The 20,758-nt window shown below is 70.3% G+C and carries 17 protein-coding genes and 1 tRNA gene; 9 read left to right on the forward strand and 9 right to left on the reverse strand.

Features of this window, described 5'->3' with window-relative positions; genetic code table 11:
* Window positions 1–46 precede the first annotated feature (46 nt).
* Window positions 47–658, forward strand: coding sequence for an Lrp/AsnC family transcriptional regulator (locus ACWGDX_RS34230; protein WP_453631995.1), 612 nt, complete (start codon window positions 47–49; stop codon window positions 656–658).
* Between the two features lie 72 nt (window positions 659–730).
* Here the strand turns inward: ACWGDX_RS34230 and ACWGDX_RS34235 are convergent, their stop codons facing one another.
* Window positions 731–1,345 (reverse strand): TetR/AcrR family transcriptional regulator, encoded by a 615-nt coding sequence (locus ACWGDX_RS34235; protein WP_453631997.1) that lies wholly within the window; start codon window positions 1,343–1,345, stop codon window positions 731–733.
* Window positions 1,342–2,868 (reverse strand): 3-hydroxyacyl-CoA dehydrogenase, encoded by a 1,527-nt coding sequence (locus ACWGDX_RS34240; RefSeq protein WP_453631999.1) that lies wholly within the window; start codon window positions 2,866–2,868, stop codon window positions 1,342–1,344. The genes ACWGDX_RS34235 and ACWGDX_RS34240 overlap by 4 nt, the downstream gene beginning before the upstream one ends.
* A gap of 177 nt (window positions 2,869–3,045) precedes the next feature.
* Between ACWGDX_RS34240 and paaN the strand changes: the two genes are divergently transcribed.
* A complete protein-coding gene (paaN, locus tag ACWGDX_RS34245) occupies window positions 3,046–4,764 on the forward strand; it encodes a phenylacetic acid degradation protein PaaN (protein WP_453632001.1) in 1,719 nt (572 codons plus the stop codon).
* A gap of 81 nt (window positions 4,765–4,845) precedes the next feature.
* Here the strand turns inward: paaN and ACWGDX_RS34250 are convergent, their stop codons facing one another.
* The 6 genes from ACWGDX_RS34250 to ACWGDX_RS34275 all read right to left on the reverse strand — a co-directional run bounded on the left by ACWGDX_RS34250 (window position 4,846) and on the right by ACWGDX_RS34275 (window position 11,104).
* Window positions 4,846–5,583 (reverse strand): TrmH family RNA methyltransferase, encoded by a 738-nt coding sequence (locus ACWGDX_RS34250; RefSeq protein ID WP_453632003.1) that lies wholly within the window; start codon window positions 5,581–5,583, stop codon window positions 4,846–4,848.
* A complete protein-coding gene (locus tag ACWGDX_RS34255) occupies window positions 5,580–6,857 on the reverse strand; it encodes an HTTM domain-containing protein (protein ID WP_453632022.1) in 1,278 nt (425 codons plus the stop codon). Before ACWGDX_RS34255 ends, ACWGDX_RS34250 begins: the two co-directional genes overlap by 4 nt.
* 191 nt (window positions 6,858–7,048) lie before the next feature.
* Complete coding sequence (locus ACWGDX_RS34260) at window positions 7,049–7,756, reverse strand: DUF5819 family protein (protein WP_453632005.1); 708 nt, start codon at window positions 7,754–7,756, stop codon at window positions 7,049–7,051.
* Between the two features lie 160 nt (window positions 7,757–7,916).
* Window positions 7,917–8,261 carry a rhodanese-like domain-containing protein gene (locus tag ACWGDX_RS34265; protein ID WP_363078994.1) on the reverse strand — a complete coding sequence of 115 codons (345 nt, stop codon included), beginning with the start codon at window positions 8,259–8,261 and terminating at the stop codon, window positions 7,917–7,919.
* 133 nt (window positions 8,262–8,394) lie between these two features.
* Window positions 8,395–9,465 carry a J domain-containing protein gene (locus ACWGDX_RS34270; RefSeq protein WP_453632007.1) on the reverse strand — a complete coding sequence of 357 codons (1,071 nt, stop codon included), beginning with the start codon at window positions 9,463–9,465 and terminating at the stop codon, window positions 8,395–8,397.
* A gap of 100 nt (window positions 9,466–9,565) precedes the next feature.
* Window positions 9,566–11,104 (reverse strand): DUF2252 domain-containing protein, encoded by a 1,539-nt coding sequence (locus ACWGDX_RS34275; protein ID WP_453632008.1) that lies wholly within the window; start codon window positions 11,102–11,104, stop codon window positions 9,566–9,568.
* Between the two features lie 301 nt (window positions 11,105–11,405).
* On the opposite strand from ACWGDX_RS34275, the gene ACWGDX_RS34280 reads away from it, so the two are divergent.
* On the forward strand, window positions 11,406–12,020 hold the full coding sequence (locus ACWGDX_RS34280) for an FMN-dependent NADH-azoreductase (protein WP_453632010.1): 615 nt from the start codon (window positions 11,406–11,408) through the stop codon (window positions 12,018–12,020).
* Window positions 12,021–12,191: 171 nt separating this feature from the next.
* Here ACWGDX_RS34280 and ACWGDX_RS34285 read toward each other — a convergent pair.
* Window positions 12,192–12,278: transfer RNA gene (locus tag ACWGDX_RS34285), tRNA-Leu, on the reverse strand.
* A gap of 315 nt (window positions 12,279–12,593) precedes the next feature.
* Here ACWGDX_RS34285 and ACWGDX_RS34290 point away from each other — a divergent pair.
* The 6 genes from ACWGDX_RS34290 to pknB all read left to right on the forward strand — a co-directional run bounded on the left by ACWGDX_RS34290 (window position 12,594) and on the right by pknB (window position 20,711).
* A complete protein-coding gene (locus ACWGDX_RS34290; protein WP_453632012.1) occupies window positions 12,594–13,472 on the forward strand; it encodes an FhaA domain-containing protein in 879 nt (292 codons plus the stop codon).
* A 10-nt stretch (window positions 13,473–13,482) separates the two neighbouring features.
* A complete protein-coding gene (locus ACWGDX_RS34295) occupies window positions 13,483–13,995 on the forward strand; it encodes an FHA domain-containing protein FhaB/FipA (RefSeq protein WP_093604346.1) in 513 nt (170 codons plus the stop codon).
* Window positions 13,996–14,136: 141 nt separating this feature from the next.
* A complete protein-coding gene (locus tag ACWGDX_RS34300; protein WP_453632014.1) occupies window positions 14,137–15,648 on the forward strand; it encodes a PP2C family protein-serine/threonine phosphatase in 1,512 nt (503 codons plus the stop codon).
* A 26-nt stretch (window positions 15,649–15,674) separates the two neighbouring features.
* Complete coding sequence (locus ACWGDX_RS34305) at window positions 15,675–17,093, forward strand: FtsW/RodA/SpoVE family cell cycle protein (RefSeq protein ID WP_453632016.1); 1,419 nt, start codon at window positions 15,675–15,677, stop codon at window positions 17,091–17,093.
* Entirely contained in the window at window positions 17,090–18,556 is a 1,467-nt protein-coding gene (locus ACWGDX_RS34310; RefSeq protein WP_453632018.1) for a peptidoglycan D,D-transpeptidase FtsI family protein, read from the forward strand. The genes ACWGDX_RS34305 and ACWGDX_RS34310 overlap by 4 nt, the downstream gene beginning before the upstream one ends.
* Window positions 18,557–18,725: 169 nt before the next feature.
* Entirely contained in the window at window positions 18,726–20,711 is a 1,986-nt protein-coding gene (pknB, locus tag ACWGDX_RS34315; RefSeq protein ID WP_453632020.1) for a Stk1 family PASTA domain-containing Ser/Thr kinase, read from the forward strand.
* The last annotated feature ends 47 nt before the right edge of the window (window positions 20,712–20,758 follow it).

The following is a 20,758-nucleotide window of genomic DNA, read 5'->3' on the forward strand; positions in this document are numbered from 1 at the left end:
AGCCTGGGATGGTCACAGGTCGTCCATGGCGGAGAGGTGGGGGGACATGGGAGCTGAACAAATGGCCGACGGCGCGGACCAGGGCGTCGACGAGGCCGGACCCGCGACGGCCGGACGCGCCCCCGTCGACGCCGGCCGGGGCGGCGGCAAGAAGCAGCCCTCTGCGCCGCCCCCGGTGCCGCCCCCTGTGCCGCCGCGACCGCTCGACGCCATCGACCACGACATCCTCCGGATCCTCCAGACGGACGGCCGCTCCTCGATACGGTCCGTGGCCGAGCGGGTCCATGTCTCACGGGCCAACGCGTACGCCCGGATCAACCGGCTGATCGACGACGGGGTGATACGCGGTTTCAGCGCCCGGGTCGACCATGAACGCGCGGGTCAGGGCGCCTCCGCGTACATCACCCTGAAGATCGTGCAGAACTCCTGGCGCACCGTGCGCGAACAGCTCGAAGAGCTGCCGGGGGCCGCGCACATCGCCCTGGTCAGCGGTGACTTCGACGTACTGCTGCTGGTGCACGCGCCGGACAACCGGTCCCTGCGCGAACTGGTCCTGACCAGGCTCCAGTCCATTCCGGAGGTGCTGTCCACCCGCACCCTGCTGGTGTTCGAGGAAACGGACCTCGGACCGGGAACGGCCACCGGCCCGACGCTCTAGACCCTGTCCGCCGGACAGGATCCAGCGGACCCGGACCCGCACCTGGCCCCGGACCCGAACGCGGACCCGGGTCTACTCGCCGCCGCGCGTGTCCGCCGGCTCCGTGCGCAGTCCGTCGAAGGCCATCCGTACGACCGCCTCCGCCACCTCGTCACGGCCATGGCCCCCGACCGCGTGCGGCCGGTACCACTCCACCAGGGAGTTGACCATGCCGAAGAGCAGCCGGGTCGCCAGCCTGATGTCCATGTCGGCCCGCAGATCCCCGTCCGCGGCGGCGGCCTTGAGCAGATCGGCCACCCGCTGGTCGAACTCACGGCGCCGCTCCATCGCCCAGCGCTCGGTCTGCGTATTGCCCCTGACCCGCAGCAGCAGCGTCACATAGGGCAGTTCGGCCATCAGCACCTCGACCGTACGGCGGGTCACGTACTCCACCCGCGCGATCGCCCGTCCCTGGACCGCCCCGTCCTCGTCGAGAATCCCGAAGAGCCCGTCCAGGGCGCGGCTGACGGCACGGCGCAGCAGTTCCTCCTTGCCCACGACATGGTGGTATATCGAGGACTTGGAGATCCCGGCGGCCTTGGAGAGATGCTCCATGGACGTGCCGTCGTAACCGCGCTCGTTGAAGACGCGGACCGCGACCGTCAGCAGGGTCTCGGGCGTGTAGGTGTCGCGTTTGGCGGTCGTCATGACGCGTCGTCCTCCTCCTGTGCGGCGGCCAGGCGGCGCAGTGCCTGGGAGGGGGCGTAGCGGCCGGTGGGGTACTCCTCGTGCAGCGACTCCAGCGTCTCCAGGACCCACCACGCGCCGAGTCCGGCCCCCCAGTCCACCGGCCCGCGCGGATAGTTGACGCCCAGTCGCATCGCGGTGTCGATGTCGTCCGGGGCGGCCACCCCGCGCGCGGCCGCGTCGAGCGCGAAGTCCACGAGCATCGCGACCGTACGGGTCACGATCATGCCCGGGATGTCCGCGATCACGCTGACGTCCTTGCCGAGCGCCTGGAAGAGGCCGACGGCCTCGCTCAGGGCCGCCCCGTCGACCCCGGCGGCGGGTGCCAGGGCGATCCGGGTCGCGGCGCGGTAGTCCAGCGCGAGATCGAAGTGGATGACGGGCATCCCGGCGTCGTCGGCAGCCGAACCGTCCGCCAGGAACAGCCGCGTACCGCCGGGAAGCTCGATCCAGCCCGGAAAGCCGGGGACGGCGTCGTCCTTACGGAGGACCTCGATACCGGACTCCTCGATCAGGCCGGGGAGCGCGTCGGCCGCGAAGAGTCCGCCGTGCACGGCGACGGACACGGGCGCCGGTGCGGGCCCTTCCGTCCGCGCCCCGGCGCGCGGTGCGGCGTCCTCGCCGTACGGGAACCAGCCCCGGCCCGACTTGCGGCCCAGCCGCCCCGACTCCACCAGCCTGCGCTGCGCGAGCGAGGGCGTGAACCGCACGTCCTGGAAGAAGGACTCCCAGACAGACCGGGTGACGGCCTCGTTGACGTCCTGGCCGATCAGATCGGTCAGTTCGAAGGGGCCCATCCGGAAGCCGCCGGACTCGCGCAGCACCGCGTCGATCGTGGCGGGGTCGGCGGCCCCCTCCTCGTACACCCGGAACGCCTCGGCGTAGTAGGGGCGGGCGACGCGGTTGACGATGAAGCCGGGGGTGTCCGCGCAGCGCACCGGAGTCTTGCCCCACGCGCGTGCCGTCTCGAACGCGCGCCGCGCGCAGTGGTCGTCCGTCGCGAACCCGCTGACGACCTCCACCAGCGGCAGAAGGGGGGCGGGATTGAAGAAGTGCAGCCCGACCAGACGGCCGGGGCGGCGCAGCTCACCGGCGACGGCCGTGACGGAGAGGGAGGAGGTGTTCGTGGCGAGCAGACAGTCGTCGGCGACGATGTCCTCCAGGGCCGCGAACAGTTCCCTCTTGACGGAGAGCTCTTCCAGCACGGCCTCGACGACCAGAGCGGCGTCGGCCAGCTCGGTGATGTCCACGGCCGGACGGAGCCGGGCGGTCGCGGCGTCACGCGCCGCGGCGTCGAGCCCGCCCTTCTCGACCAGCCGGTCCAGACGCCCGGAGAGGGACGCGGCGGCCTGTTCCGCACGGCCCGGCACGGCGTCGTAGAGCCGTACGGGATGGCCGGCGACCAGGGCCACCTGGGCTATGCCCTGCCCCATCGTGCCGGTGCCGACGACCGCGACGACGCGGCCGGGCTCGATTGCTGTCATGGAAGCAATCCTCCCGTATGAGCGGGCCTCGAAAGGGCCATGGGGTTCTCCGCAGGTGAGTTGTCCACAGGTTCGCCGGGCCCTCTTGTCCCGACCGATCGTTCGGTTACTCTAACTCTGTCTGTCCCTTCATGTCCCTGTCCCGACCGCATCGCCCGACCGAGGAGTGGGTCCGTCATGGCCGCCCAGCTCAGCCCCCAGCAGCTCTCAGAAAAGCACCGGTCCACGCTCGACCAGGCCCTTGACGCGATCCGCAGCCGCGCCTACTGGTCCCCGCACCCCGAGCACCCCAAGGCGTACGGCGAGAGCGCGCCGGCCGAGGGTCTCGCCGCCTTCCAGGCCCTGCGCGGCACCCGTTTCGAGCTGTATCAGCCGGGCACGGACGGCTGGACGGGCGGCGAGGTCTCGCCGTACGGACCGGCGCTGGAGGTCGAGTATCCGCACACGGACCCGGACGTCCTGCTGCCCGCCATGCGCGCGGGCATGGGCGCCTGGCGCGAGGCGGGGCCCGAGACCCGCGCCCTGGTCTGCCTGGAGATCCTGGCGCGGATCAGCGCCCGCACGCACGAGTTCGCCCAGGCGGTGATGCACACCAGCGGGCAGGCCTTCCTGATGGCGTTCCAGGCGGGCGGGCCGCATGCCCAGGACCGCGGCCTGGAGGCCGTGGCGTACGCGTACGCGGAGCAGACCCGGACCCCGGCCGCCGCCGACTGGTCCAAGCCGCAGGGCAAGCGCGACCCTCTCGCGCTGAGCAAGACCTTCACCGCGGCCCCGCGCGGCATCGCGCTGCTGATCGGCTGCAACACCTTCCCGACGTGGAACGGCTATCCGGGCCTGTTCGCGTCCCTGGCCACGGGCAATCCGGTGCTGGTCAAGCCCCATCCGCGCGCGGTGCTGCCGCTCGCCCTGACGGTACGGGTGGCCCGCGAGGTGCTCGCGGAGGCCGGGTTCGACCCGAATCTGGTCGCGCTGGCCGTGGAGCGGCCGGGCGAGGGCATCGCCAAGTCGCTGGCCGTGCGCCCGGAGATCCGGATCATCGACTACACCGGGTCGACCGCGTTCGGCGACTGGCTGGAGACCCACGCCCGCCAGGCGCAGGTCTACACGGAGAAGGCCGGCGTCAACACCGTCCTCGTGGACTCCACCGACGACTACAAGGGGATGCTCTCCAATCTGGCCTTCTCGCTCTCCCTCTACAGCGGCCAGATGTGCACCACCCCGCAGAATCTGCTGATCCCCCGGGACGGCATCACGACGGACGCGGGCGAGAAGTCGTACGACGAGGTGGTGGCCGATCTCGCGGCCTCGGTGAGCGGTCTGCTGGGCGACGACGCCCGTGCCAACGCGCTGCTGGGCGCTCTGGTCAACCCCGATGTGAAGGCCCGTCTGGAGGCGGCCGCCTCGCTGGGTGACATCGCGCTCGCCTCCCGGGAGATCACCCATCCCGACTTCCCGGACGCGGTGGTCCGCACGCCCGCGATCGTGAAGGCCGACGGCGCCCGCAAGTCCTGGGAGAAGGCCGGGGAGGCCGGGTCCGAGGCGGACGCGGAGGTTCCGTATCTCGCCGAGTGCTTCGGCCCGGTGTCCTTCGCGGTCGCCGTGGACTCGACGGACGACGCGCTGGAGCTGCTGCGGCGCACGATCCGCGAGAAGGGCGCGATGACGGTCGGCGCCTACACGACCTCGCCGGAGACGGAGCGCGCGGTCGAGGAGGTCTGTCTGGAGGAGTCCGCGCAGCTCTCACTGAATCTCACGGGAGGGGTGTATGTGAACCAGACAGCGGCCTTCTCGGACTTCCATGGCTCCGGGGGCAACCCCGCGGCGAACGCGGCGCTGTGCGACGCGGCCTTCGTGGCCAACCGCTTCCGGGTGGTGGAGGTCAGGCGCCAGGCCTGAGCCAGTGCTGTGACCAGCCCGCTCCGGTGGCCGTCCGCCCTGGCGACCGGCCGCCCCGGAGAGTGACCGTCCGCCCGCCCGTCAGAGGGCGGGCGGTCCGGCCGCCCCCGGCGTGCCGGCGTCGGGAACGCCGGCGTCCGGAATGCCCGCGTGCCGCTGGATCCAGGCGTGCATGGCGATCGCCGCGGCGGCTCCGGCGTTGATCGAGCGGGTCGAGCCGAACTGCGCGATCGAGCAGACCATCGCGGCGTGTTCGCGGGCCTCCTCGGTCAGACCGGGGCCCTCCTGCCCGAAGAGCAGCACACAGCGGCGCGGCAGCGCGGTCCGCTCCAGCGGGACGGACCCCGGCAGATTGTCGATCCCGATGATCGGCAGTCCCTCGGCCGCCGCCCACGCGGTCAGCTCGGCGGCGCCGGAGTGGTGGCGCACATGCTGGTACCGGTCGGTGACCATCGCGCCGCGCCGGTTCCAGCGCCGCCGCCCGACGATATGGATCTCCTTCGCGAGGAAGGCGTTGGCGGTGCGGACCACGGAGCCGATGTTGAAGTCATGGGTCCAGTTCTCCACCGCCACATGGAAGTCGTGGCGCCGGGTGTCGAGATCGGCGACGACCGCCTCGCGCGTCCAGTACCGGTAGCGGTCCACGACATTGCGCCGGTCCCCGGCCGCCAGCAGTGCCGGGTCGTACCGCTCGTCCCGCGGCCAGGGCCCGGGATGCGGCCCGACGCCGATCTCCGGGCCGAAGCCCTCGTCGTACTGAACGGGCTCCAGGTCCTCGGTACGAGCCGGTTCCAGGTCCGCCGTTGTCTCACTGCTCACCCGACGAGAGTACGGGGCTGCTCCGGGCTGTCGCGTCGCTGCTCCGGCAGGTGCTTGCGCCCCCCGGCCCGCTCCCGGGGCCGGGAGAACAGCCGGTGCCACAGTCCCGTGAGCCGGTCACCGAGCCATCTCAGGAATTTCGTCGGCAGGAACACCGCGTCGGCGGCGATCATCGCGAGCGAGAAGAACGGCAGTCCCAGCAGCACGGCGATGCCCATGTGCTCCAGCATCATCGCGACCAGCAGCACGTTCTTGACGCGCCGGTTGAAGAGCGCGAACGGAAAGGCGACCTGCACGGCGACCGTGCCGTACGTCACCAGCATCACGATCACACCGCTGGACGCGAGCAGTCCGGAGAGCTCCGGCCAGGGAGCGAAGTAGTGCAGCTTGAGCGGGTAGTAGAGCGCGGTGCCGTCCTGCCAGCGCGAGCCCTGGATCTTGTACCAGCCGGCCGTGGCGTAGACGAGACAGACCTCGGCCATGATCACGACGAGTGCGGCGTTGTGGACGAGGTTGGCGAGGACGTCCAGCAGGGCGCGCGGCTCGCCGTTCGGCTCGTAGAGGTTCACCGCCCACCACAGGGCCTGCGCGATCCACACACCCCAGAAGAGGACCAGCAGCCACACGGCGCCCTGGACCCGGTCCGTCACCGTGCCGATGAGCAGGAAGACCCCGAGACAGCCCCAGAGAAGCGGCCCGACCCGGTCCCGTACGGCCCCGGCCCCCGCCACGGCCGCGCCACCCGACACGGCCCCCGACACGGATCGCGCCACGGCCGCTGTACGCGCCGCGCGCCTGGCGTCCAGCGACCAGACCTGACCGCAGCGGGTCAGCACCAGATAGATCGCCATCAGATGGATGACATTGTCCCCGCCGTCGCCCATGAAGATGCTGCGGTTCTGGAGCGACAGCACACCGAACATGAAGATCACGGACATGGTGCGGGTGCGCCAGCCGACCAGCAGCAGCGCGCTGGACAGCACGGCGACGGCGAAGACGATCTCGAACCAGACCGTGCTGTCCGACCACATCAGCCCGGTGAAGGCGCCGTTCCGGGCGATGAGCTGCTGGGCCATGTCCCAGCTCCACGGGCCGTCGGGACCGTACAGCTCGCGGCGGTTGGGCAGCTCCCACAGCAGGAACAGCAGCCAGGCGCCCGCGAACCCGATCCGGACGACCGCGCTCTGATACGGGCCGAGGGAGGAGGCGGTGACGCGCTGGACCGCACGGGCGGCGGCCCCCCAGGCGAGCAGAGGCCCGCTCGCCGCCCGCACGCCGGGCCGGTCCGCCCCGACGCCGGGCCGGTCCTCAAGGCGCCCGTCCGGCCGTTCCGCCGTACGCCCGCCCCACTCGGCGTCGGATCGCGCGACCAGACGCTCGCCCTGCCCCTCACCCCGCCCCGCGACCAGACGCTCGCCCTGCCCCTCGTTCCGCGGCTCGTTCCGCGGCTCGTTCTGCGGCTCGCTCACTGCCCCGCCTCCGTACGGCCGTTGCGTACGCCCCCGGGAAGATCGGTGGCGTTCACCGTCCACCAGGGAAGGAGCCGGTAGGCCGGTCGCGTATTGATCTTCTCGGTGCTCCACGGGGGCGCCGCGACCGCGCTCGCGGCGGACCTGATCTGGATACGTTCCACCGGACCGCCCAGATCGTGGTCCTCAAGACGCAGCATCACGATGCGGCGGACATAGCTCTCGGAGAGCTGTCCGCGCAGACCGTTGGGGCGGTTCTTGTCGTCGTGCGATCCGACGAAGAAGTCCCAGCCGCGGCGCAGTTCGTTCTGCTCGACATGGCTGGGAAGGGGATTGCCGCGGATCGCCTCGCCGTCCTCGGCGGAGAGATCGATCCAACCGGTGGTCATCCGCGCGCCGTCGGCCTTCGTGACCTCGGCCCTTACCTGGACGGCGACGTTCTGCTGGAGCGGGTTGGGCGCGAAGAGCTTCCAGTTCTGCTCGAACTCCGGATAGACCCAGCCGTCAACGGCCTTGCCGTGCTGCTTGGTGATCGTGTTGGACGGGGCGACATGAAGGAAGATCATGGCCAGATGGGTGCAGGCCAGCAGCCCGACGAGCACGAGCACCACGACCGCCGTCAGCTGGCCGGGAAGGGAGAGGCCGGCTATCCCGGCGCCGGGCGGCTGCCCGGCTGTCCCGCCCTTGTCGTCGTACGAATCCATCCCGCCCCGATCCCGCCCACCGGTCAGTCACCCACAGGGTTGACACCCTACGGGCCGGGCCCGCGGGTCTGGACTCGAACGGGGCTTCCCCAGCGGCTCCCGGTCGGATGGCCACTCTCCGGCAGATCACCGGTCCGAGAGCTCACGCAGATGACCAGGCTCAGAGCACGAACGCCGGGGTGCCGTTCTCCGTGACCATCGGACGCCCGGCGCCGTCCCAGGCGAGCATCCCGCCGTCCACGTTCACCGCGTCGACGCCCTGCTGCACCAAATACTGGGTGACCTGTGCGGAGCGACCGCCGACCCGGCACATCACATAGGCCTTCCGGCCCTCGGCCACCGCCTCGGTCACCTCGCCGAAGCGCGCCACGAAGTCACTCATCGGCACATGCAGCGCGCCCTCGACATGGCCGGCCGCCCACTCGTCGTCCTCCCGGACGTCCAGCACCAGTCCGTCGGACGGGACCGCCGCGACATCGACCGAGGGCAGTGAGGCGAAATTCATGGATGGTGCCTTCTCTCGTACGGGACGGGGACCGGTGGGTCGTGGGCGATGAACCAGGGACCACAGACCACAGACCACAGACCACGGGCGACGACCGCAGACCGCAGACGCAGACCACAGGCCTCCGAAAAACCTACTGCACCAGCCTGGCGAGTTCCGTCTCACGCCCGGAGACCTCCGCGAGCAGCTGCTCGGCGATCTCCTCCAGCAGCCGGTCCGGGTCCTCGGGCGCCATCCTGAGCATCGCGCCGATCGCGCTCTCCTCCAGCTCCTTGGCGACCAGCGCCAGCATCTCCTTGCGGTGCGACAGCCAATCCAGCCGGGCGTAGAGCTCCTCGCTCTCGCTCAGCGGCGGCGCCTTGAGCGCGGGTCCCGCCGCCCACTCCTCGACCAGTTCCCGCAGCAACGGCTCGTCCCCGCGCCCGTAGGCGGCGTTCACGCGGGTGAGGAACTCCTCACGGCGGGCGCGCTCGCTGTCGTCCCGGGCGAGATCGGGGTGGGCCTTGCGCACCAGATCGCGGTAGAGCTTGCGGGCCTCGTCGCTCGGCCGGACCCGCTTGGGCGGCCGTACGGGCTGTTCGGTCAGCATCGCCGCCGCCTCGGCCGACAGACCGTCGGAGTCGATCCAGTCGTGGAACAGCTCCTCGACCCCCGGCATCGGCTGCACCATCGCGCGGGCCTCGCGCGCCTTGCGCAGATCCTCGGGGTCGCCGGTCCTGGCGGCGCGGGCCTCGGCGATCATCGCGTCCAGCTCGTCCAGCCGGGCGTACATGGGACCGAGCCGCTGGTGGTGCAGCCGGGAGAAGTTCTCCACCTCGATCCGGAAGGTCTCCAGCGCGATCTCGAACTCGATGAGCGCCTGTTCGGCGGCGCGTACGGCCTTCTCCAGCCGCGCCTCGGGCCGAGCGGCGTCCGCGTCCGCGTCCGCCCCAGCATCCGCCGCACCCACGGCACCCGCGGCACCCGCGTCCCGGCCCATGGCACCCGGATCCGCCGCACCCGCGTCCCGGCCCATGGCACCCGGATCCGCCGCGCCCGTCGGCTCCGTCCGCGCGGCCTCCGCCGGGTCCGGTCCTGCCGCCGGCGCTCCCGCCGCGTCGCTCCCGCCCGCTGCCACCCTGGATTCCGTCGCATCCGGCACGTCTCGTACATCCCGTTCGTCGTCGTTACGGATCGTCGGCTCCCCAGGGGCGTCCCGCGTCACCCGGCCACCTGTCTCACCGGACCTGTATCACCCGCCCAGCGTACGGGCGATCCGCGGGGCCCCGGCGCCGTCCCCGGCCGTCACACGCCCCGCCCGGCCGTCACACACCCGGCTCGGCGGCCAGGCGCCCGTTCCTGATGGCCGCCAGCAGGTCGGCGTGGTCCGCCTCCGTACGGTCCGCGTACACCACGGCGAAGGCCGCCACCGCCGCGTCCAGCTCCTCGTTCTTGCCGCAGTAGGCGGCGATCAGCCGCGGGTCCACGCTGTGCGCGTGGGCCCTGGCCAGCAGCGCGCCGGTCATCCGTCCGTAGTCGTCCATCTCGTCGGCCGACAGCGCCGCCGGATCGACACTCCCCTTGCGGTTCCTGAACTGCCGTACCTGAAAAGGCCTGCCCTGTACGGTCGTCCACCCCAGCAGACTGTCGCTCACGACCTGCATCCGCTTCTGTCCGAGCACCACCCGGCGCCCCTCGTGCGCGACCTCCGGCGCCTCGAACCCGACGACCGGCAGATACGGCAGCAGGGCGGAGGGCCGTGCCTCCTTCACCTGGAGCACCAGCGGCTCGCCCCGGTGGTCCATGAGCAGCACCACGTACGAGCGTGTCCCGACGCTGCCGGTGCCGACCACCCGGAACGCCACGTCGTGGATCGCGTACCGCGCGAGCAGCGGCAGCCGGTCCTCCGGCAGCGTGCCGAGATACTCCTCCAGCGCGACGCCCACCGCCGCGGCCTCCTCGTCGGGCACCCGCCGCAGCACGGGCGGCGCGTCGACGAACCTCCGCGGCGAGGCGGCGCCGACGGACCCGCTCCCGTCGGGGACTGCCTCGGTCGACCTGGCAGCGAACCGCGCGCTGGTGTTGTTGCGGGCCTTCTCCGAGACCCGCTCCAGCGTGCCGACGAGGTCGCGCGCGTCCGCGTGCGAGACGAGTTCCTCGTCGGCGATCGCGTTCCACGCGTCGAGCGCCGGGAGCTTCGCCAGCAGCCGCATCGTGCGCCGGTAGGCGCCCACCGTGTCGTACGCCGCGCGGCGGCAGGTGTCCTCGTCCGCGCCCACCACGCGGCCCGCCAGCACCAGCGAGGTGGCGAGCCGCTTGACGTCCCACTCCCAGGGTCCGAACACGGTCTCGTCGAAGTCGTTGAGATCGATGACCAGCCGGCCGCGTGCGTCCCCGTACAGACCGAAGTTGGCCGCGTGCGCGTCCCCGCAGATCTGCGTGCCGACCCCGGTGACCGGGGTGCCCACCAGATCCTGGGCCATCAGTCCGGCGGCGCCGCGCAGAAAGGCGAAGGGGGTGGCGGCCATCCGGCCGACCCGCAGCGGCGTCAGTCCGGGCACCCGGCCGCGGCTGGACTCCTCCACGGCGCGCACCGCGTCGGGCCGTCCCGCGGCGAACACGACGGAATCGTGCGAGGACCGCGGCACCCGGGTCCGCAGCGACCTGCCGACTTCCTTGGGCGTCCGCTCCCGCGCGCCGTGCGCGCCGTCCCCGGCGCCTGTCGCCGTACGCGTCGCGAAACCCGGTACCACCGGTATACGCGCCACCGGGGCGCGCCCGTCCCCGGAACCGTTCCCGAAGCCGTCCCCGGAACTGTCCCCGAAGCCGTCCCCGGAAGCCCCCGCCGACCCGACATCGCCCATGACGTGCCGCCTCCCCCGTACTCGCCCTGCCCGGTACCCGCCGTACTCGGCGTAACTCGGCGTACCCGCCGTACTCATATGAGATCAACCGTGAGATCAACCGCGGATGACGGTACTCCCGCCCGGGAGCGGGCAGGGAGCGGGACCGTCCCGGAAAGAGCCGGACCGCTCGCCACGCCGTACGCCCCGCGGAACTGTTTTACCGAGACGTGATGAAAAAAAGTAAGCGACTGTGCTATCCATAGGTGCGAACGGAATTTCCGATCGCTACTCATCTGCACGGCACCACCTGGAGAACGTCATGGCCACGCTTCTGCACATCGACTCCGCCGTCTTCCCCGAAGGCTCCGCCTCGCGCGACCTCACCGCCACCTTCGTCAAGTCCTGGCTGGAGCAGCAGCCGGAGGGCAAGGTCGTCTACCGCGATCTGGCCGCCACCCCGCCGCCCCACCTGGACGTGGCCGCCGTGTCGGCGGGCGTGGGGGACGCGCTGCGCGCCGAACTGGCCGCCGAACTGGCCGAGGCGGACGCCGTCCTCATCGGCGCGCCGATGTACAACTTCACGATCCCGTCCACCCTGAAGGCATGGCTGGACCAGGTGATCATCGTCGGCCACAACTCGGGCCCCGACAGCACGGTGGCGGACACGCCGTTCACCATCGTCGCCAGCCGCGGCGGCTCGTACGCCCCCGGCACCCCGCGCGAGGACTTCGAGTTCGTCCAGACCTATCTGGAGAAGGTGCTGACCGGAATGTTCGGCGCCACCGAGATCGACTTCATCGTCCCGGAGCTGACCCTCGCCTCCTCCAGGCCGGAGATGGCCGAACTCGTCCCGCTGGCCGAGGCGTCCCGCGCCAGGGCCACCGAGCAGGCCACCCGGAAGGCCAAGGCCCTCGCCGCCCGCCACGCCGCCTGAGCACAGCCCCGGCAGGACACGGGCCGCGAAAGTAACCCACCTCACAGCGGCGGAGGCCGGCCCCTCACAAGCCCGGACACGTCCGGACAGGCCCAGACACGGCCTGACAGGCCCGGACACGCCGGACAACGAAGAACCCCCGCTCCGGATCTCTCCGGAGCGGGGGTTCTGTGGTGCGCGAGGGGGGAGTTGAACCCCCACGCCCTTTCGGGCACTGGAACCTGAATCCAGCGCGTCTGCCTATTCCGCCACCCGCGCATTGGGTGTGCCGTCCGGTGCCTCACCTGCTGGTGTGCGCCCCTGGCGACATGCAGAAGATTAGCACGGTGGAGAGGGTGGGTTCACATCCGTTTGTTTGGGCATCGCGCCCCTGGAACAGGGAACGAACAGCGGTCGCCCCCCACTCCTCCTGAGAGCACCCCGGGTGCGGGACACTGTCATGAGGCCGCCTCTACGATCCGTGTGAGAGGTGACACTCATCGACGGGGCAGACAAGGGGAACCAGCCGATTTCCCGACGCGTGGATACGATCAGTAAGCAGTACCAGGACGGCAACGACGGAGGAGGTGCCCCATGGGAGTCATGAAGCGTTTCGAACAGCGTCTCGAAGGTTTGGTCAACGGCACCTTCGCGAAGGTGTTCAAGTCCGAGGTCCAGCCCGTCGAGATCGCGGGTGCCCTCCAACGCGAGTGCGACAACAACGCGACGATCTGGAACCGTGAACGGACGGTCGTCCCCAATGACTTCATCGTGGAGCTCAGCGCGCCCGACTACGAGCGTCTGAGCCCCTACTCGGGACAGCTCGGTGACGAACTGTCCGGGCTGGTCCGCGACTACGCCAAGCAGCAGCGCTACACCTTCATGGGCCCGATCAAGGTCCATCTGGAGAAGGCCGAGGACCTCGACACCGGTCTGTACCGGGTACGCAGCCGCACGCTGGCGTCGAGTACGTCACAGTCTCAGCCGCCCGGCGGCGCGCCCGGCGGCCCCGGCCCGCTCGGCGGACCCGTCGGCTACGCCGCGCCCGCGGCCCCTCCCGGCCGCGCCGCCGGCGGCTACGGCTATCCGCCCGCCGCCGCGCCCCCGATGCCGGCCGCGCCGCCGCCCGGCGGCCACGCACCCGCCGCGGGCCGTTCCCCCGGGGCCGGTCCCGGCGCGCCGCCGCACGGCCAGGTACGGCGCTGGATCGAGATCAACGGCACCCGCCACCAGATCTCCCGCGCCACGCTCGTGCTGGGCCGCAGCACCGACGCCGACGTCCGGATCGACGATCCGGGCGTCTCCCGCCGGCACTGCGAGATCCGGACCGGTACGCCCTCGACGATCCAGGACCTCGGGTCCACCAACGGCATCGTGGTAGACGGACAGCACACCACCCGCGCTACGCTCCGCGACGGCTCGCGGATCGTCGTGGGCAACACCACCATCGTTTACAGGCAAGCCGAAGGGTGAAGCGGGGGCAATGTCAGAGCTGACCCTGACGGTCATGCGGCTAGGTTTTCTGGCCGTTCTGTGGCTGTTCGTGATCGTGGCCGTCCAGGTCATCCGCAGTGATCTGTTCGGCACGCGCGTCACGCAGCGCGGCTCACGCCGCAGCGGCGACGCCCGCCCGCAGCAGGCCCGCCAGCCGGCGGCGCCGCCCCAGCAGCGCCAGCAGCAGGGGGGCAGGCAGCGCCGCGGCGCGCCCACCAAGCTGGTCGTCTCCGAGGGCAGCCTCACCGGCACCACGGTGGCTCTCCAGGGGCAGACCATCACCCTTGGCCGCGCGCACGACTCGACGATCGTGCTGGACGACGACTACGCGTCCAGCAGGCATGCCAGGATCTATCCGGACCGCGACGGCCAGTGGATCGTCGAGGACCTCGGATCCACCAACGGCACGTATCTCGACCGGACCCGGCTCACGACACCGACACCGATCGCGCTGGGCGCTCCTATCCGCATCGGCAAGACCGTCATCGAGCTGCGGAAGTAGTACGACAATGAGCGAGCGGAGCGAGCGAGCCGCGGCGGTCCCGACAGCGGACCGGAGCAGGCTCCCGACCGGAGGGTGGGCAGTGTGGCTCGAGACCGGCTGGCGCGACAGTCGACCGGCGAGCCGACGGGCGAGGTGCGCATGAGTCTGTCTCTGCGCTTCGCCGCCGGATCGCACAAGGGCATGATCCGGGAGGGCAACGAGGACTCCGGCTACGCCGGACCCCGGCTGCTTGCCATCGCCGACGGCATGGGCGGCCAGGCCGCCGGTGAGGTCGCGTCCTCCGAGGTGATCTCGACCCTCGTCCAGCTCGACGACGATGTGCCCGGCTCCGACCTCCTCACCTCGCTCGGCACGGCGGTGCAGCGCGCCAACGACCAGCTCCGGGTGATGGTCGAGGAGGATCCCCAGCTCGAAGGCATGGGGACGACGCTCACCGCTCTCCTGTGGACCGGCCAGCGGCTCGGGCTCGTCCATGTCGGCGACTCCCGCGCCTATCTGCTGCGCGACGGCGTCCTGACCCAGATCACCCAGGACCACACCTGGGTGCAGCGGCTGGTCGACGAGGGCTGGATCACCGAGGAAGAGGCCACCACCCATCCGCAGCGCTCCCTGCTGATGCGCGCGCTGGGCAGCGGCGACCATGTCGAGCCGGATCTCTCCATCCGCGAGGTCCGCGCCGGCGACCGCTATCTGATCTGCTCGGACGGCCTCTCCGGCGTTGTCTCCCACCAGACCATGGAGGAGACCCTCGCGAGCTACCAGGGCCCGCAGGAGACCGTACAGGCGCTCATCCAGCTCGCGCTGCGCGGCGGCGGCCCCGACAACATCACCTGCATCGTGGCCGACGTCCTGGACGTCGAGTCCAACGACACCCTGGCCGGCCGGCTCAGCGACACCCCGGTCGTCGTCGGCGCGGTCGCCGAGAACCAGCTCCCGCTGAGCTCCGCGGAGAACGCCGCCGCGATGCAGACCCCCGCGGGCCGCGCCGCCGGCCTCGGCCGCTCCGTACCCCCGCAGACCGCGGGCGGCGGCTTCGGCCCGCCCGGCAGCGGCCAGGACGCCGGCTACGGAGGCATGCCCCCCGAAGGGGGCTTCGGCGCGTACAGCGACGAGGACTTCGTCAAGCCGCGCGGCAGCCGCAAGTGGCTCAAGAGGTCCTTCTACTCCGTGCTCGCGCTGGCGGTCGTCGGCGGCGGTCTGTACGGCGGCTACCGCTGGACCCAGACCCAGTACTACGTGGGCTCCAACGCCGGGCATGTCGCGCTCTACCGGGGCATCAGCCAGGATCTCGCCTGGCTCTCCCTCTCGGAGATCGAGAAGGACCACCCCGAGATCGAACTCAAGTACCTCCCGCCCTACCAGCGCAAGCAGGTCGAGGAGACCATCGCGGAAGGCAGCCTGGCCAACGGGCGGGACAAGATCCAGGAACTCGCCACCCAGGCGTCGGCCTGCAAGAAGGACGAGCAGCGCCGTCAGGCCGACCGCGAGGCCAATGTGGTCACCGGCGAAGGCCAGGCCGGCGGCACGACCGGTACGAACACCTCCGGCCGGACCACCACCATCAAGCCGAAAGCCGCGACTCCCACTCCGGGCCCCAGCCTCTCGGACGAGGAGCAGAAAGTGGCCTCGAACTGCGGGAAGCAGCAGTAGCCGGCCGTAGGGGGCCTTTCACCACCATGAGCGTTGTCACCAACACGACCACCATCGGCGCGATCGAAGCACCGAGCCGCCGCAACACCGAGCTCGGGCTGCTCGCCTTCGCCGTCGTCATCCCGGTGTTCGCGTATCTGAACGTGGGGCTAGCCCTCGACGGCAAGGTACCGGCCGGGATGCTCGGCTACGGGTTCGGCGTCGCCCTGCTCGCCGGGATCGCCCATCTCGCGGTGCGCAAGTTCGCCCCGTACGCCGATCCGCTGCTGCTGCCGCTGGCCACCCTGCTCAACGGGCTCGGGCTGGTGCTGATCTGGCGGCTGGACCAGTCGCCCCGGCTGATCCGCCGGGCGGAGGCGCTCTTCGGCTCCTACAGCCCGGACGCGCCCAAGCAGCTCATGTACTCGGCCATCGCCATCGCGCTGTTCGTCGCCGTACTGATGGTCCTCAAGGATCACCGCATCCTTCAGCGCTACACGTACATCTCGATGGCCGCGGCCCTGGTGCTGCTGATCCTGCCGATGTTCTTCCCCGCCGTGAACGGCGCCAAGATCTGGATCAGCATCGGCGGTTTCACCATTCAGCCCGGCGAGTTCGCGAAGATCATCATCGCGATCTTCTTCTCCGGTTATCTGATGGTGAAGCGCGACGCGCTGGCCCTGGCCAGCCGGCGCTTCATGGGGATGTATCTGCCCCGCGGCCGTGACCTGGGCCCCATCCTCGCCATCTGGGCGATGTCGATCCTGATCCTGGTCTTCGAGACCGACCTCGGCACCTCGCTGCTCTTCTTCGGCCTCTTCGTGATCATGCTGTACGTGGCCACCGAGCGGACGAGCTGGATCGTCTTCGGTCTGCTGATGTCGGTCGCGGGAGCGGTCGGCGTGGCCTCCTTCGAACCGCACGTCCAGTCCCGCGTCAACGCCTGGCTCGACCCCTTCGCCTGCTACCAGACGGACCCCACCGGCGCCTGCCAGCAGATCGGCGACGCCCTGCTGTCCTTCGGCTCCGGCGGCACGCTCGGCACCGGACTCGGCCAGGGCAACTCCGACCTGATCGGCTTCGCGGCCAACGCCGACTTCATCCTCACCACGGTGGGCGAGGAGTTCGGGCTGGCCGGCACGATGGCGTTCCTGCTGATCTACGGGCTGATCGTGGAGCGTGGCGTACGTACCGCCCTCGCCGCCCGTGACCCCTTCGGCAAGCTCCTCGCGATCGGTCTCTCCGGCGCCTTCGCCATCCAGGTCTTCGTCGTCGCGGGCGGGGTCATGGGCCTCATCCCGCTGACCGGTATGACCATGCCGTTCGTCGCGTACGGCGGCTCCTCCGTGCTCGCCAACTGGGCGCTGATCGGCATCCTGATCCGTATCAGCGACACCGCGCGCCGGCCCGCGCCGGCCCCCGCCCCGTCACCCGACGCCGAGATGACCCAGGTGGTCCGACCGTGAACAAGCCGCTGCGACGCATCGCGATCTTCTGCGGGCTTCTCGTCCTCGCCCTGCTGATCCGGGACAACTGGCTCCAGTACGTCCGCGCGGACGAGCTGAACTCGCACCGGTTCAACCGCCGTGTGCTCATCGAGCGCTACAGCAACGAGCGCGGCAACATCATCGTCGACGGCAAGGCCATCACCGGCTCCGTCAAGACGGACGACAGCGACTTCGCCTACAAGCGCACCTATGTCGACGGCCCCATGTGGGCCCCCGTCACCGGCTTCGCCTCGCAGGCGTTCGACGCCAACCAGATCGAGAAGCTCGAGGACGGCATACTCACCGGCAACGACGACCGGCTCTTCTTCGACCGCACCATGGCCATGTTCACGGGCAAGAAGAAGAAGGGCGGCGATGTCGTCACCACCCTCAGCGGCGCCGCCCAGAAGGCCGCCTACGACGGCCTCGGGGACGCCAAGGGCGCCGTGGCGGCCATCGACCCGCAGACGGGCAAGATCCTGGCGCTGGCCTCCACGCCCAGCTACGACCCGTCGAAGTTCGCGGGCAACAGCGACAAGGACACCGAGGCCTGGGTCGCCCTGGACAAGAAGAACAATCCCGACGACCCGATGCAGAACCGGGCGCTGCGCGAGACCTACCCGCCCGGCTCCACCTTCAAGGTGGTCACCGCCGCCGCCGCGCTGGAGCACGGCAAGGTCACGGACATCGACGAGCCGACCGACTCCCCGCTCCCCTGGATCATGCCGGGAACGGTCCGCCCGCTCGAGAACGAGGGCAACATCCCCTGCAAGGACGCCACCCTCCGGGAAGCGCTGCGTGTCTCCTGCAACAGCGTCTTCGGCAAGCTCGGCGCCGACCTCGGCAAGGACAAGATGCTGGAGACCGCGAAGAAGTTCGGATTCAACGCCGAGCAGTTCACCCCGGTCCGCTCCAACGCCTCGTTCTTCCCCGAGGAGATGAACGAGTCGCAGACCGCCCTCTCCTCCATCGGCCAGTTCGACACCCGCGCCACCCCGCTCCAGATGGCCATGGTCGCCGCCGCGGTCGCCAATGACGGCAAGCTGATGAAGCCGTACATGATCGACCAGCTGCGCGCCCCCAATCTGGACGTGCTCAGCAAGACCGAGCCCGAGGAGATGAGCCGCCCCCTCACCCAGGAGCACGCGCAGATGCTCCAGACCATGATGGAGACGGTCGTCAACGAGGGCACCGGAAAGAACGCCCAGATCCCGAACGTGACGGTCGGCGGCAAGACCGGTACCGCGCAGCACGGCGAGAACAACAGCAAGAACCCGTACGCGTGGTTCATCTCGTACGCCAAGACGGACAGCGGCTCCCCCGTCGCCGTCGCGGTCGTCGTCGAGGACAGCAACGCCAGCCGGGACGACATCTCCGGCGGCGGTCTCGCGGCGCCCATCGCGAAGAACGTGATGAAGGCGGTCATCGACAGCAGGAAGTGACGCCGGTCACGGCTCACGTCCCGTAGACGCACTTTGCGATACCGGTCGTATATCAGGTCACCGCTATGGGTCAATCACATACGGCGTGCCCGGTAGCGTAGGCGCGAACAGCACACCGCCGGACCACACACCGGTGCGGTCGGGACTGACGGAGAGGGCTGGAACAGTTATGGAAGAGCCGCGTCGCCTCGGCGGCCGGTACGAGCTGGGCTCGGTGCTCGGCCGTGGTGGCATGGCGGAGGTCTACCTCGCGCATGACACCCGGCTCGGCCGCACCGTCGCCGTGAAGACGCTGCGGGCCGATCTCGCCCGCGACCCGTCCTTCCAGGCCCGGTTCCGCCGAGAGGCCCAGTCGGCCGCCTCGCTCAACCACCCGGCGATCGTCGCGGTCTACGACACCGGCGAGGACTACGTCGACGGGGTCTCCATCCCGTACATCGTGATGGAGTACGTCGACGGTTCGACCCTGCGCGAGCTGCTGCACTCCGGACGGCGACTGCTGCCCGAGCGCACGCTGGAGATGACCATCGGCATCCTCCAGGCGCTGGAGTACTCGCACCGCAACGGGATCGTCCACCGCGACATCAAGCCGGCCAACGTCATGCTGACGCGCACCGGCCAGGTCAAGGTGATGGACTTCGGTATCGCCCGCGCCATGGGCGACTCCGGTATGACGATGACCCAGACGTCCGCCGTCATCGGCACCGCCCAGTACCTCTCGCCCGAGCAGGCCAAGGGCGAGCAGGTCGACGCGCGCTCCGACCTCTACTCGACCGGCTGTCTGCTCTACGAGCTGCTGACGGTCCGGCCGCCCTTCATCGGGGACTCCCCGGTCGCCGTCGCCTATCAGCACGTACGGGAAGAGCCGCAGACGCCCAGCGTCTTCGACCCCGAGATCACGCCCGAGATGGACGCGATCGTGCTCAAGGCCCTCGTCAAGGACCCGGACTACCGCTACCAGTCCGCCGACGAGATGCGCGCGGACATCGAGGCCTGCCTCGACGGGCAGCCCGTCGCCGCCACGGCCGCCATGGGCTCGGTGGGCTACGGCGGCGGTTACGGCGGCCATGACGGCCAGCAGACGACCGCGCTGCGCCAGAACGACCCGGCCGGCCAGACGACGATGCTGCCGCCCATGAGCCCGGACGACGGCGGATACGGCGGCGGGTACGACGACCGCCCGGACCGGCGCCGCCAGAAGAAATCGAACACCTCGACGATACTGCTGGTGGTGGCGGGCGTCCTGGTGCTGATCGGCGCGATACTGGTCGGCCAGGCGTTCTTCAACGGCAACGACAGCACCACCCAGGTGCCGGTCCCGCAGCTCATCGGCAAGACGCTCCAGGAGGCCGAGACGCTCGCGGACAACGCGAGCGTGAAGGTCGCCCAGTCCGGCTCCGAGCGGTGCGAGGTGCCCAAGGGCTCCATCTGCAGCCAGAACCCGGCGAACGGCAAGATGGACCAGGGCGAGACCATCCAGGTCGTCGTCTCGGCGGGCGCGCCGCAGGTCAAGGTCCCCGACGTCACCCAGAAGGACGTCGAGAACGCGACCTCCATACTCGAGGACGACAACTTCAACGTCGAGACCGAGCAGGTCGAGTCGGACGAGGACCCCGGTACGGTCCTCGAACAGGACCCGGCGGGCGGCTCGAAGACCGAGAAGGGCGCCACGGTCACGCTGAAGATCGCGAAGACGACCCAGAACACCGTGGCTCCGGTGGTCGGCGCGCAGTTCGACGCGGCGAAGCTCCAGCTCGAAGGCCTCGGCTTCGTCGTCGAGCGCAACGACGTGGACTCGACCCAGCCGGCGGGCACGGTCGTCAAGCAGGACCCGCAGGAGAACAGCAAGGCGGACAAGAACTCCACGGTCACCCTGGATGTCTCCAAGGGTCCGCCGCAGCCGGAGCTCACCGCGGTGCCGGATCTGCGCTTGAGGACGATCGGCGAGGCCAAGCAGATCCTTCAGGGCGCGGGTCTGCAACTGGGCAACGTCCAGGGTCCGAACGACGACAACGCGCGGATCTTCGGCCAGGAACAGCAGGCGGGACAGCAGGTGCCCAAGAACACCCCGGTCAACGTCAACACGAACGGGCAGGGCGGCGACAACGGAGGCGGCGACAACGGAGGCTTCTTCGGCGGCCCCTCCGGCGGATAGCCATTCGGGCGCAGAGCCCAGCAGAGAGCCCCGGCACCCGTTGGAGG

The organism is Streptomyces sp. NPDC055025 (assembly GCF_053608565.1).